10 protein-coding genes and 2 pseudogenes are annotated in these 13,294 nt (G+C 70.7%); 8 read left to right on the top strand and 4 right to left on the bottom strand.

Annotation, left to right across the window (positions count from 1 at the left end):
* Positions 1-5: 5 nt before the first annotated feature.
* The 6 genes and pseudogenes from UK82_RS00995 to UK82_RS00980 form a co-directional block, all read left to right on the top strand.
* On the top strand, positions 6-400 hold a 395-nt coding region (locus tag UK82_RS00995; protein ID WP_236705324.1), incomplete at its 5' end, for a DUF6112 family protein.
* Between the two features lie 69 nt (positions 401-469).
* Positions 470-1,273 (top strand): hypothetical protein, encoded by an 804-nt coding sequence (locus tag UK82_RS30855; RefSeq protein ID WP_083506994.1) that lies wholly within the window; start codon positions 470-472, stop codon positions 1,271-1,273.
* Positions 1,270-1,703, top strand: a pseudogene (locus UK82_RS34825) (hypothetical protein); the annotation flags it as partial. The gene UK82_RS30855 and the pseudogene UK82_RS34825, both read left to right, overlap by 4 nt.
* A gap of 1 nt (position 1,704) precedes the next feature.
* Positions 1,705-2,661, top strand: a 957-nt coding sequence (locus UK82_RS00990) for a hypothetical protein (RefSeq protein ID WP_236705323.1), incomplete at its 5' end; no start/stop codon positions are given.
* A gap of 76 nt (positions 2,662-2,737) precedes the next feature.
* On the top strand, positions 2,738-4,240 hold the full coding sequence (locus UK82_RS00985; RefSeq protein ID WP_011601304.1) for an SCO6880 family protein: 1,503 nt from the start codon (positions 2,738-2,740) through the stop codon (positions 4,238-4,240).
* 83 nt (positions 4,241-4,323) lie between these two features.
* Entirely contained in the window at positions 4,324-6,315 is a 1,992-nt protein-coding gene (locus UK82_RS00980) for a conjugal transfer protein TraC (protein ID WP_044885484.1), read from the top strand.
* On the opposite strand, the gene UK82_RS00975 is transcribed toward UK82_RS00980, so the two are convergent.
* On the bottom strand, positions 6,282-7,262 hold the full coding sequence (locus UK82_RS00975; RefSeq protein WP_128423307.1) for an SCO6745 family protein: 981 nt from the start codon (positions 7,260-7,262) through the stop codon (positions 6,282-6,284). The two genes, UK82_RS00980 and UK82_RS00975, sit on opposite strands and share 34 nt — an antisense overlap.
* Positions 7,263-7,512: 250 nt before the next feature.
* Positions 7,513-8,055 (bottom strand): YbhB/YbcL family Raf kinase inhibitor-like protein, encoded by a 543-nt coding sequence (locus UK82_RS00970; protein WP_044885410.1) that lies wholly within the window; start codon positions 8,053-8,055, stop codon positions 7,513-7,515.
* Between the two features lie 133 nt (positions 8,056-8,188).
* Between UK82_RS00970 and UK82_RS00965 the strand changes: the two genes are divergently transcribed.
* Positions 8,189-8,527 (top strand): P-II family nitrogen regulator, encoded by a 339-nt coding sequence (locus UK82_RS00965; RefSeq protein ID WP_044885409.1) that lies wholly within the window; start codon positions 8,189-8,191, stop codon positions 8,525-8,527.
* A gap of 566 nt (positions 8,528-9,093) precedes the next feature.
* On the opposite strand, the pseudogene UK82_RS00960 reads toward UK82_RS00965, so the two are convergent.
* A pseudogene (locus UK82_RS00960) lies at positions 9,094-9,672 on the bottom strand (DedA family protein); the annotation flags it as partial.
* A gap of 1 nt (position 9,673) precedes the next feature.
* On the bottom strand, positions 9,674-9,963 hold a 290-nt coding region (locus tag UK82_RS34820), incomplete at its 3' end, for a DedA family protein (RefSeq protein ID WP_396230428.1).
* 554 nt (positions 9,964-10,517) lie between these two features.
* Here UK82_RS34820 and UK82_RS00955 point away from each other — a divergent pair.
* On the top strand, positions 10,518-11,738 hold the full coding sequence (locus tag UK82_RS00955; RefSeq protein WP_313949775.1) for a lipase family protein: 1,221 nt from the start codon (positions 10,518-10,520) through the stop codon (positions 11,736-11,738).
* Positions 11,739-13,294 lie beyond the last annotated feature (1,556 nt).

Raw genomic sequence — 13,294 nt, 5'->3', positions numbered from 1 at the left:
CGCCNCCAAGGCGACCGTCATCCTGGCCGACGTGAAGGTGAACCCGGACGACACCAAAGCGCCCGGCATCAACGCGCTGAAAGACCTGGTCAACGGCCTGGCCGCCTATGCGGTGATCGCTGCCGTCGCCGCCGTGCTACTCGGCGGGATCGCCTGGGCACTCGGCGAACGGATGGGACTCGAGCGAGCTTCCACGGTCGGAAAGAGCGGCGTCATCGCCGGCTTCGGTCTGGCATTCCTCGTCGGCGCCGCCGCAGCCTTCATCAACTTCTTCCTGGCCACCGGCGCAACGGCCACCGCCCCCGCGCCCAACCCAGGGGGACAGCGCCCACCCGCCGTCGTTGTCACTGTCGCCGTTGACCCCGGCGTGGTCCATGACCCATCGTCAACGCTCTTCTGACCGGTTCCCCGGGTACCGGCGGGCGGACATTGCGATGATGACCGTGCCGTCTTGTGAGGGGAGTGGGCGTTGCCGGGCCTGATGGAGAGTGTGGCCAGACGCCTGATCATCATCATCGTAGCCACCGGCGCGGTGAGTGTGATCGGCGGAGTGGTGATCGGACGCTATGTCATCCCAGACAAGGGCGCGAGTCCAGACACCGCCTCAGTCGCGCCCGCCCCCGCTCCTAGTACAGCTCCGGCCACTAGTCCGGCGGCCATATCACCCACGCCCACTCTGGTCCCGAAACCAGATTCCGCCGAAGGGAAACCACTAGACTCCGCGAGTGGTAGCCAGGTCCCCGGCCTTCCCGCGCGGATCAACGAGTTCGGCATCCCAGTTGGTTACCCTCACAACAAGTCGGGCGCCGTAAGTGCCTGCGCCAACTACGTTGCAGGCTATTTGAATCCCTCGAACCGTGAGCCGGCGCGACTGCGAGAAGTTTTTAGGTCTGTATCAACACAACCTTCCGTCGCCGATCACATCAGTCAGCGGCTTATTGAATCAAACAATGGTACCGCGAAAAACTTTGGCGTATCCTCCGTCAACTCTCCTAACTTTCTGTTTAGATATCGAGTACTTGGCTACGCGGTTGATAACTTCGGTTCCGACGAAGCCAGAATTCGCATATGGCTCAACACAAACGCCGGCAACCTCAACGGATCGCCGAATTTCAAGCCGCGCGACTTCTGGGGCACCGACCTGTGTAGCGTGAATTGGAGCGGATCGGATTGGAAACTTTCCGATTCTAGTGATGGCCCAGATGGCCCAGACCCGGCCGAGCAACGGTCCGAGGAATTCCAGAATTTTCTTCTGATCGGAGCGGGTGCATGACGACTGGTAACTCAGGCGACGGCACGGTAATTCTGGCCTTCAACCCAAATCCCCTAAGCGCAATTAAGGGCGCTATTTCGGGGAGCGTGGATGCCTACTTCAATTCGATGGGGACTGCGTTCTGTGGGATGGCCGCGGACCTGTCGAGTTCCGTGTTCAGTTTCGCGGCGCAGAAGACGACCATCGATCTGAAGGCCGACTACGTCGTCGAGAACTACAACATCGCGTTCGGGATCGCGGTGTTGATCGTCACCGGCCTCTTCCTCTGTGCCTGCATCATGGGGGCGGTGCGGGGTGACCCGCACATCTTCGTTCGGGCGCTCACGGCGACCGGCACCTCGATCCTGGGCTCCTTCATCGCGCTTGCCCTGCTTCAGATGATTCTGACCGCCTCGGACGGAATCGCCGACGCCTTCGGCAACGGGAAACCNCTGGGATCCGATCTCGTGGCTCAGGTACGCGCGCTACCGGAACAGGGCAACTTCGCCCTCGATCTCGTGCTGTCGCTGCTCGTCGCGATGTTCTCGTTCGCGCTGTTCGTGGTGCTCTACATCCGCAAGGTCGCGATCATCGTGATGGCGGTCTTCATCCCGCTCTACCTCGCCGGGCAGCCGACGATGTCGACGAGCGCCTGGCTCAAGCGTGCCACCGAACTCCTCCTGGCCCTGATCTTCGCGAAGCCAGTCATATATGCCATTTTCACGCTCGGCGCCGGGATGGCCAGCGACTCGACCGGGTCTACGGTCGATCAGACCCTGACGATCCTCGGCGGGACCGTGGTCATGATTGCCGCGGTGTTCGCCCCGTTCGTCCTCATGCATCTGATGGGATTCGCCGACGTCCATCTGATGCGGGCCGTCGGCTCGGCGGGCCGGCGCAGCGCCGCATCCTTCGGCCAGGGTGCGGGCGCGCTGCTCGGATCGACGTCCCGGGAGACCTTCCGCGGAATTGGTGCCCGGCTCCAGACGCGTAATCGCGGCGTCCTCGGAGACACCGGCGGCATTGGTATGGAGCCCGGACTCGCTCGGCCGGCCGCGCTACGGACCGGACGCAGTGGAATCGGCGCGCCCGTGGGTGGGTCCTCCCGGGCCGGTGCCGCGACCGCGTCGGTGCGGGGCTCCGGCGGCAGACCCCGGACCGGCGGCTCCGGCGCGGGCGGCGCCGTGCGGCAGCCAGCCCGGTCCGGCGGCCCCAGCCGGACGGCCGTCCCGGTCGGCGCCAGTGCCCGGCCGAACGGTGCGACCCCCCGGACGGCCGCCCGCGTAGCACCGGCCAGGAACGGCGCGTCCCCGCGGACGAGTCAGGCCCGACCGCCGGTCGCTCCGGCGGCCCGACCGGCCACGGTCGCGGCACCAAAACTGCCACCGTCCCGCACCGGCGGTCAGTGAGCACGACATGCGAGCTGGCCGCAGCGTGCGGGCGGCCGGCACCGCGCAGAGGATCAACCGGCGAGTGAGGTAGTAGATGGTCGCGGAACGCAGCTATCGGTTCGGACCGCTCGAACGCGGCGGCGTCATGCTCGGCATGCGCTGGCCACAGCTCGCTCTGATGATCGGCGTGATGCTCTGCGTCCTCGGCGCCCTCCGGTCACCGTTGGTAACCATTCCGATCTGGGTGCTGCTCGCGGTGGCCCTGCTGTTCGTCGCCTTCGTCCGGGTGGAGGATCGTAACCTCGACCAGTGGGTGCCGATCCTTTTCGGCTTCACGATGCAGAAGGTGACGGGCGAGACGGTGTTCCGTGGCGCGTTCTTCCGGCTCGGCGCCGGGGAGGACCAGCTCAGCCGCACGGTCCTTCCCGGGCCGCTGTCCTCCCTGGTGATGTTGTCCGTCCCGGTCGGTGGCGGCCGGTACGTGGCGGTGGTCAAGGACGCCAAGAAGCAGACCTACACCGCCGTCCTGCAGGTGCAGGGCAGCCAGTTCGCTCTGCTGGAGTCCGGTGACCAGCAGGCCCGGGTCGACGCCTGGGGTGAGCTGCTGGCCGGGTTGACGGCCGGCGGCGGCAAGCTGTCCCGCATCCAGTGGCTGGAGCGCACCCTGCCCGATTCCGGGGACCAGCTCCAGCGCCATTGGCGGGTGCGCGGCCACCATGACGACTCCTGGGCCGCGGATGCCTACCAGCAGGTCATCGACGCCGCCGGTCCCGTCGCCCAGCGGCACGAGACGTACCTGTCGTTCCAACTGCGCGCCAAGGACGCCCGTCGGGCGATCCAGCGGGCGGGCGGCGGCGACCAGGCAGCCTGCGCGGTCCTGCTCGGCGAGCTGCGCACGATGGAGGCGGCGCTCGCCCGGGCGTCGATCAACACGGTCGGCTGGCTGCCCCCGCGGGCGCTGGCTGCGGTCATCCGCACGACCTACGATCCGTACTCGATCGAGATGATCGACGCTCGCGGCGGCGCGAGCACCGACCTCGCCGGCGGGTTGAAGGGCCTGGCGTCCGGAATCGACCCCGCGGTGGCCGGACCGGTACGGACCGTCACCGCATGGGATCACTACCGTACGGACTCGGGCTTCCACACCACCTACTGGATCAACGGCTGGCCCCGGGTGCCCTCGCCCGCCGCCTTCCTCGCCCCGCTGCTGATGGAGACGACCTGTCGGCGCACGGTGTCGCTGGTCGTCGAGCCGCTGCCCGGCCGGAAGGCGGAGAAGGCGGTGAACCGGCGGCGGATGGCGCACCTCGGCGAACAGCAGATGCGGGACAAGGTCGGCAAGGTCACGACACAGCGGGACGTGGCCGAGGCCGACGAGGTGGAACGGCGCGAGCAGGAGCTGATCGCCGGTTTCGGGGCGTTCCGCTTCCACGGGTTCGTCACCGTCTCCGCCGACGATCTCGATGGCCTCGCCGACGCCTGCGGCGAGGCCGAAACGCTGGCGTCACGCAGCCGGCTGGAGATGGTGCGCCTCGTCGGGGAACAGGACCAGGGCTTCAGCGTCGGGGCCCTACCGTTGGCGGTGGGAGTGGCGTGATGAACGNCAACGGCAACGGAGCGGTCGACGGCAACGGAGTGAGCCCCGATCCGGCGAGTTCGGCCGGCGGTCGGGGCGGCTTCATACCGATCCCGGCCGCGTACCCGACGGGTGACCTCGCCTCCGCGGTGGCCGGCCCCAACGGGGCCACCCCCGAGGCCGCCTACCAGGCGAACGGGTATGGCGGCGCCGGCGACGAGGTCGGATACGACGGCCAGCCCGGATACGACGACAGGCCCGGGTACGACGGCCAGCCCGGGCACGAGGACGAGGCGGGCTTCGAGGATGCCGGCTTCGACGACCTCGACCCGCCCAGCTACGACGAGGCCGGCTACGACCCGGACGGCTATCAGGCCGCGGCCTACGAGGCGGCCGGGCACGACCCGGGACGTGACGCCGAGGGTTTCGTCGACCTGGGTGGCGGTCCCCGCCGGCGCCGGTCGACTCCCCCGGCGGCCCCGTCGCCCCGCCGCGGCCGCCGGGCGGAACGGGCAGCCGCCGCCGCGGAGAAGGCCGCGATGCGTCGCGCCCAGGCGGCGTTGCGCCGCGGGGCGCAGCCCTCGAAGCTGCTCGGCCCCTTCGCCGGGCGTGCGTACCACAAAATGCGGCTGCCCGCGCATATGGAGACGACCGCGCAGATCGCCGGGATCTACCCGTTCGTGGTCGACTCCGGGCTGGCCGCACCCGGGATGTACATCGGCCGGCACGTCTGGTCGGGGAACTCGTTCGACTTCGACGTCTTCGAGCTGTACCGCCAGCAGGTCATCGAGAACCCGAACTTCGCCGTGTTCGGCGCGGTCGGTTCCCGCAAGTCGGCGCTGCTCAAGACGCTGATCTCCCGCGGCGCGGCGTTCGGCTACCAGGCGGCGGTGCCCTGTGATCCCAAGGGCGAGTACACCCGGCTGGCTCGCCGGCTCGGCTGCGAGCCCACCTACATCGGTCCGGGCATGGCGACCCGGCTCAACCCGCTGGACGCCCCGCCGCGCCCGATGGGCATCGCCGACGCGGACTGGGCCCGGGAGGTCAAGCGGGCCAGGTCGTCGCTGCTGTCGTCGCTGATCGAGACGGCGAAGGGCGTGCCGCTCACCCCGGCCGAGCACACCGCCGTGGACCTCGCTCTCGACGTCGTCACCCGGCAGATCAGCGGGGCGTCGCCGGAACGCTGGGCGACCCCGCTGCTCCCGCACGTCCTGGAGGCGATGACCGATCCCGCCGAGGAGGACTGCGTCAACCTTCCGATGACGGCCACCGAGCTGCGCGACGCCTCCCGGGACGCCACCCTGACGCTGCGCCGGCTCACCCACGGCGCGCTCGGCGGACTGTTCGACGGGCCGACGACCTCCCCGCTGGACTTCGACCGGCCGATCGCGGTACTCAACCTGGAGCGGGTCCAGGGCAGCGACGAGATGATCGCGCTGATCATGACCTGTGCGCAGGCGTGGATGGAAGCGGCCCTGATGCGCCAGGACGGCGTCCAGCGCTATGTCGTCTACGACGAGTGCTGGCGGCTGATGCGCTTCGCCGGGCTCGTCCGCCGGCTCTCGGCGCAGCAGAAGCTCGCCCGCCAGTGGGGCTGTGCCAACGCGATCGTCGCCCATCGCATCTCCGACCTGCTGTCCGCCTCCCCGGACTCGGTGGAGATCGCCAAGGGGCTGCTCGCGGAGACGGCGATCCGCATCCTGTACAAGCAGGCGTCCGACCAGATCGCCGACACCCAGGAGGCGCTCGGGCTCACCGACGTCGCCGCCGACCTGCTGCCGCGGCTCGATCCGGGCTTCGCGCTGTGGCTCATCGGCGCCCGCGCCTTCTACGTCGAGCACGTGGTCGGCGACCTGGAGATCCCGGTGGTCCTGAACGGGTCGAAGATGCACGGCGAGGTCGACGACACCAACCTGACCCCGGACGACCTCGATCCGGCGGAGCTGGACCCGCCGGATCTCGGTCCGGCTCGGCCGCGCCGCAGCGGCGCCGAAGGCGTCGCCGACGACGCAGGGTTCGACGGCGACGCGTTCGGCGAGGAGCCGTTCACCGGAGGCTACGGCTACCCCTCGGTCGAGCCCAGCTCCACCGGCTGACGCAGCTCCACCGGCGGACGCAGGTCCGCCATCGCCCGCTCGGAGGACGGCGGCCAGTCCAACCCGATGGGGTTGGGCCAGGTGAACCCGCCACCCAGCGCCACCCGCTCGGCGAGCCCGTACAGCGTTGCGTACAGGTCACCGAGCTCCGCCGCGCTCAGGGCCAGGTAGGGAGTTGAGGCCAACTGGTCGGTGGCGTCCTCGATCCCGGCCCGGGCCTGGGCGCCGAGCTCGGTCAGCGCGCCGTCGGCGGTGAGCCAGCCCCGCGCGGCAAGGTTGTGGACCGCGTCCGCCCACTCCCGCTCGCTCCAGCCGCGCGAGATCCGTAGCTGCTCACCGGGGCTGCGCCCGGTGGCCGCGGCGAGGACCAGCGCCTCGCAGGGGCCGACCTCGGCGTGCACGAGGGCGGCGATGTGCCCGTCGCCGCGATGCTCCCGCAGCGTCGTCAGCGCCTGCCAGAGCGCCAGGTGCGGCTCGGCGGGCAGGGGCAGGGCGGCGTTGGCGGCGGCGAGCGGCCGCCCCGCGGTGACCGCGGCCGCCGCCGCCCGGGCGGCGAGCGCCGCGGCGCGCCGCACCGCCACGCCCGTCGTGTCCAACCCCCACAGCTCGCGCAGGACGGCGTCGATCGCCGCGAGGCGGGCGTCGAGCAGCCGGGCCGGCGAGGAGTAGGCCCAGACGTCGGGCACCGAGCGCGCGATCCGGCGCGGCGCGAAGTTGTAGAAGGCCGAAGTAATCATCGCCGCGGACGCGGCCCCGAGCGGGGCGGCCCGCATGCCGATGTACCCCATCCAGAAGCCGTGGGAGCCGGCCTCCTCCCCGAAGCGGCGGACCGCGGGGTGGAAGTAGATGATCGCGTGGATCGGCTCCCCCACCTCCCAGATCCGGCGGGCGTCATAGGCGCCGGCCGCGCCGACACCGCTCACATCCGTCTGTCTACCGTCGCCCATGCAGTTCCTCCCGAGCGTGAGTCGGTTCCAGACTCCCCCCGTGCGGGGGCGGTATGCCAGGAAAAGACGTCATGACCGACCGTCGGCCGGGGCCGACACCCCGGCCAACGGTCCGCTTCCAGCGGGAACGCGGTGGAAACGCGACGGAAATGACGGTGCTTCGGTTCCCACCGTGGTGCCGGGGGGGTCGCCCGCCACCGCCTGCCGCCGCCCGCCGCAACGGCGGGGGGNGCGGCCGGCCGGCTGATACTCAGTGCTGGTAGGTCACCCGCAGCACGGCCCGGGCGAGGGTGTGGAAGGCGAGGTTGAAGCCGACGACCGCCGGCGAGACCTCGTCGTTGATCTCCAGCTTGGGCACGTCGACCGCGTGCACGGTGAACACGTAGCGGTGCGGCACGTCGCCCTGCGGGGGCGCGGCGCCGCCGTACTCCTTGGTACCCCAGTCGTTGCGGACGTGATACGCCCCGGGCGGCAGGCCGGCGGACGCACCCCCGCCGGCGCCGCGCGGCAGCTCCGTCGCCGAGCCGGGAAGGTCGACCAGCACCCAGTGCCAGAAACCGCTGCCGGTCGGCGCGTCCGGGTCATAGGCGGTGACGACGAAGCTCTCCGTCCCGGCGGGATGACCGGACCACGACAACTGCGGGGAGAGGTTCGCGCCGCCGGCGTCCTTGTACACCTGGTCAAGCGGCATGACTCCGCCGTCGACGAGATCCGTGCTGGTCACGTCGAATGACGGGCGCACGGGGAGCACGTCATACGGGTCGGGGGGAGTTCCGCGGTCGAGCAGGGACATCTACTATTCCTTTCGTTGCACCATCCGATGACGTTCCCGATCCGATGACGTTCCCGAGACGAAACCGTCACCTGTCGGCTCTACGCTTCCCCGCGATGAAACCTCACCCTGGAAGCGAGGACGAGAAAACGCCGTGAAACTGGTCACCGCGATCCTGCGCCCCCATCGCGTCGACGACGTCCGGGCCGCCCTCGGCACCTACAGCATCCATGGTATGACCCTCAGTCAGGTGACCGGATTCGGCACCGAGCTGTGGCGCACCGAGACATACCGTGGACGGACGTTCCATGACGAGTCGGTGAGCGCCGCGCGGATCGAGTGTGTCGTCGCCGATTCCGACGTCGAGGACGTGGTGAGCGTGATCCTGCGCTCGGCCGGGTCGACGGCGAGCGGGGCCGGGAAGATCTGGGTGCTGCCCGTCGAGACGTTGACGCGGGTGCGCACGGGCGAGCGCGGGCTCGACGCGTTGTGATCAGGACCGCGGCCTGCTTCGGGGCCCGGTCTGAACGGCGCGGCGGGGCGCCACGGGACGCACCGGGACAGGCCTGGTGCCGTGCGCCGCAGACCGATCGGCCACCCGCTTCGAGTGAGATGATCGTCACATTTTTCTGACATTGCTCACGCTACCTGCATTTCCGTACTTCGGCGAGCGATCAGCGGGGCGACAATGCCCCGTTGACCCGATACGGTTGAGAGGTCCCGGCGGGCGTCCCGTCGACTCCCCCCGTATCGGCGCGGAGCCCGTCGGGACCCATCTGGCCAGGCCGTTTCCCCTTGAACTGGCGGCTTCCTCGCAGCCTGGCGGCCTCCTCGCGGACGGACCGGCGTCGCCGCGGCGTCGCACTCCGCGGGGTGCGGCGCCGGCCGCCAGAAACCGCCCGGCGCGACCTTCCCGCCAAGCCGACGGCATCGCCGCCCACGCCGAGTCGCCACACCGGCCACTCCGGAAGCGCCGGTCCGGCGCACTGTGACCCGCGCCGGATCCCTCAGAAGCACCGCGATCTTCCGGTGAAGGCGCCGCGTCGGCCGCTGCCGGGCTCAGTCCCGGGCGGTCTCGCGGCGATGGGCCGCCGAGTGACGACCACCGCCACCACCACCGCCGCCGCCACGGCGCAGGCGCATGGTGACGGACGGGTCTGCGCCCTGGTCCTCGCCCTGGCGCCAGCCGTCCTCGTCGCCGCCGTCGGCCGGCAGACCGTCGTAGCGGTCCTGACCCCCCGCCGGAGCCTCGGTCGTCGGACCGGCCGCGGCGGTCGCCCGCGCACGCTTCCGCCGGTTCCGGAGGTATTCGACCATGATCGGTACCACCGAGACCAGGACGACCAGGACGAGCATGGCCTCGATGTTGTTGCGGATGAAATCTATCTTTCCGAGATAGAAGCCGAGCAGGGTCACTCCACAGCCCCAGAGCAACCCGCCGATGATGTTATAGATGGTGAACATCCGGTAGTTCATCCGACTCGCCCCGGCGATGACCGGGGTGAAGGTCCGCACGATCGGAACGAACCGGGCGAGCACGATGGAGCGCGGACCGTTCTTCGCGAAGAACGCCTCCGCCTGCTCGACGTACTCCTGTTTGAACAACCGGGAATCAGGGCGCCGGAACAGCGCGGGGCCNGCCTTTCGGCCGATCAGATACCCCACCTGGTCACCCGCGACCGCCGCCAACCCGATCAGGATCATCGCGACCGGCAACGGCGTGGAGACCTCGTCCCTGGCGATCAGCATCCCCATGGTGAACAGCAGGGAGTCACCGGGCAGGAAGAACCCGATCAACAGCCCCGATTCCGCGAAGACGATCAGCAGGACGACGGCCAGCCCCGCCTTGATGAGGCTGTCAGCGCTGATCGCGCTGGGGCCTAGGGCGAGCGTGCTCGACGCGAACGTGCTCGACGCGAACGTGGTCACAATCGCGGGCCTCCGACGGCTTCGGGCGACGGGTCGGACGCGTCCGTTGAGATGACGGTGACGTCCNCCCCACCGCACCGGCCCCGCCTGCGGACACCGTAAGGGTATCGAGCGCCCGGGCAGCCACGACCGGCACCTGCGGGTATCTGCCCCGATCCACAGAAGGTCCACAGTTCCGGTCCACATCGGGCGCACGGATCGGCCTCGCGCGGGAACCCGTCGGAAGGAGCCGTCGGAAGGAGTCGTATGGCGCCGGCCGGACCGTCCACGGCTGATCCAGCCGTGCGGCTCCTCCGATCCGGCAGGGCAGGGAACGAGCCCGCATCGACCGTCAAGCCGAGGACGACACGGACCGTTACTTGTACGACGGAACAGAACCATAGTCTTCATTCGTGCTTTTCTCGTGGCTCGGTCCGGACGATGATTCACCGACTTCCACCGGTCCGCGCCCGATCCCATCGGACGTCCGGGAGCATTGCTGCCGTTCCCCGGCCGCANCCGGCGCCGCCGGCCGGCCCGCACGGCGGGGGTCCGAGCGCCGGCCCGGTCCCAGAGTGGTCCGCGTGCCGCTCCTCGTGCTGCTTGTCGTGCTGGGGCTGATCCCGCTGGCCGGCTGCGGCCGGCGGGGCGACATCGACGGCGGGCAGGGCATCGCGAGCAGCGACGACGCACCCGCGGCCGCTCAACCGACCCGGCCGCAGGGTGCCGCCGGGGAGCTGCTCTCCCGGGAGGTCGTCACGCCGGCCCCGGCCGGCATCCGCGCCTGGCGGGTCATCTACTCGTCCCGGCCGACCGGCAAGGGCGCAGGCGCGGTCTCCGGCATCGTTCTTGCTCCGGGCACAGATGTTCCAGTGCCCGCCGGCGGCCGCAAGGTCGTGTCGTTCGGACACGGCACGACCGGCATCCAGGATTCCTGTGCGCCCTCGCGCGCCCGGCCGCCGCTGGCCGCGGCCGCCTGGACGTTCCCGCTGGTCCGGGCCGGATACGTCGTCACGTTGACCGACTACGCCGGGTTGGGTGTCCCCGGCGAGCATGCGATCTACGTCGCCGCCCCCGAGGGGCGGGCGGTGCTCGATGCCGCCCGCGCCGCCCGCTCTCTCACCGAGACGGGGGCCGGCCGCGATGTCGTCCTCTGGGGTTATTCACAGGGCGGGCAGGCGGTCCTGGCCGCCGGCGCGCTGGCCGCCGGCTATGCCCCGGAGCTACGCATCCGCGGCGTGGTCGCGACCGCGCCGCTGGCGGACCTGCCCGCCTCGCTCGCCACGCTGCAGCGCGGCGCCGACGGCGTCGGATACCTGCTGCTGGCGATGATCGGGTTGTCCGTCGACGATCCGCGGATCGACCTGGACCGCTACCTGACCCCGACCGGCCGGCGGCTGCTGGCGGTCGCGCGCACACGGTGCGCCGACGAGGTCACCAGGGCGAGCGTCGGCTCGACGATCCGTACGGCCTTCACCGCGGATCCGCTCACGCACCCGCCGTTCGCCGCCGGATTCGCGCGGCAGCGGGACGAAATCATGCGACGAATGGCTCCCACGCTCATCCTTCAGGGTGACCGCGACAAGATCATTCGCCAGCCGGTCACCGACGACGTGGTCAGCCGGCTGTGCGGCGAGGGCACGACGGTGGACTACCGGCGCTACCCGCTGGCCGACCATGGCTCGATCCTCGGCGCGTCGATGAACGACCTGATGAGCTGGGTCGCGCAACGCTTCGCCGCACGTCCGCCGGTGGTCGCCGACAGCTGCCCACTCGGCGCGGCCGCCCGCAGGTAGGCCCTGTGGAAAACCTCGGGGTGCCCCACTGACGGTCACGGTTGAATCGGTGCACGGTCCCCACGCGGGATCGGCGTCCGCCCGGTGGCCACGGTGCCCACCCTCGCTGACCACGGCCACGCCGAACCCGACGAGTGCCCCGCCGCACGGTGACCACCCCGGCTGCAGGGCAGGACAGACGATGCCCACCACGGAGCTGGGGACAAGCCAGCAGGGGGCTCGGGGGTGCCGAGCCCGGCAGCGCCTGTGGGCACCGTCCAGGCAAGGCGGCGGCGACCCGGCAGGCGGCCGTCGCCGCCGCACCGTTCCAGTCCACGGTGCCCACGGATGGCCTGTGGATTTCCGAGCCGCCGGGTTTCGGGCTCCAACCCGGGTAACCGTTCGACACAACAACCATGACCGGTCGGGGCGACGGCAGGTTCCGTGACCGCACTGCTGTGGACAGGTACCCGACGGATCGCGAACGCGACGTCCGCCCGGGCACGCGACCCCGTCGGGGTCAGCGTCCGGCCCCAGCACGATGCCCGGCGCCGAGCCCCGTAGGAGCAGGACGGGAGCCCGGGAAGGCGACCGTGGCGCGCCCTTCGCCACGAGTTTGCTCGACCCTGTGGATAACGTCCGACCGTTACCCACGCTGCTCATCCGTGGGCATGGTGCCCAGCACAGTGCCCCTCCTCGAGGCTGGTCGGTAGGGGGCGGGAAGTTATCCACAGGACGCGTGGCGTGCGGCGCCGAAGGTGGATCCCGGGGCCCCGGCTGGCGACCGGCGACGGCCGCCGACCTCCCTGTGCATAACCGAGATAGCCCCTGGTCAGCCGGGCTGTGCGTGACTTGATGCGCGGTTCCGGCCGTGGGCATGGCCGGTCCGCACGGGTGCCCTCCCCGCGCACCGATGAGCCGGGCCGCTGCCCATCGCCGGTCATGCGGACGCCCGCGGACCCGCCGCCGCTTGTGCACCGAACGCGCGGGGCTCCCGCCGGGCGCCGGGCCGCCGGTGGAGCGCGGGCCCCGGAGGCAGGCGACGCCGACGGTCACCGTCACCCCTGTGGACAGCTCGGTCCCCCGCGCCGGTTCGGCGTGCTCACGCGATCATCCGTCGCTGCCGGCGGTGAAAACACGATGCCCGCGGACGGGGGCCGGTCGGCAGCAACGCTCTCCTTGCGGGGGGAGCCTGTGGAAGGCGCGATGCCCATGGACGGTGTGCTGGCGCCGGTGCGGGTCGTCCGCGGGCAGGCACCGAGGGCCCGCTGTGGATGGTGTACGTCCGGCCGCGCCCTCCTCGACGTCGTCCCCAGGCGCCGGGGACGACGATGCCCACCGGAGAGCTGGGGACAACCGCCACGCGGCCCACCCCGGGTTCCCGGACGACAGCCGCGCCCCCGCGCACTCGCCAGAGGTTGGGACACTGCGCCCGCGCCCGCGGATTTCCGGCAGGCGCACCCGGGGTGGTCATGGGCGGGCCTCGGTCTGACCCGGCATTGCGCCGCACGGTGCCCGCGGGAGATCCGCGGTCGCCGCGCCCCGGCCGCACCCGTGGACACCGTCGCCGGCCCGGC

It is taken from the genome of Frankia sp. ACN1ag, assembly GCF_001414035.1.
Lineage (GTDB): Bacteria > Actinomycetota > Actinomycetes > Frankiales > Frankiaceae > Frankia > Frankia torreyi.
The sequence above is the reverse complement of the archived record's forward strand: the minus strand, read 5'-3'. Positions and strand labels throughout refer to the sequence as shown.

What these genes read in the sequence shown, in the direction of transcription:
- UK82_RS00985 (WP_011601304.1), top strand. Translation starts at nt 2,738, where the DNA reads ATGGTCGCGGAACGCAGCTATCGGTTCGGACCGCTCGAACGCGGCGGC.
- UK82_RS00975 (WP_128423307.1), bottom strand. Translation starts at nt 7,262, where the DNA reads ATGGGCGACGGTAGACAGACGGATGTGAGCGGTGTCGGCGCGGCCGGC.
- UK82_RS00970 (WP_044885410.1), bottom strand. Translation starts at nt 8,055, where the DNA reads ATGTCCCTGCTCGACCGCGGAACTCCCCCCGACCCGTATGACGTGCTC.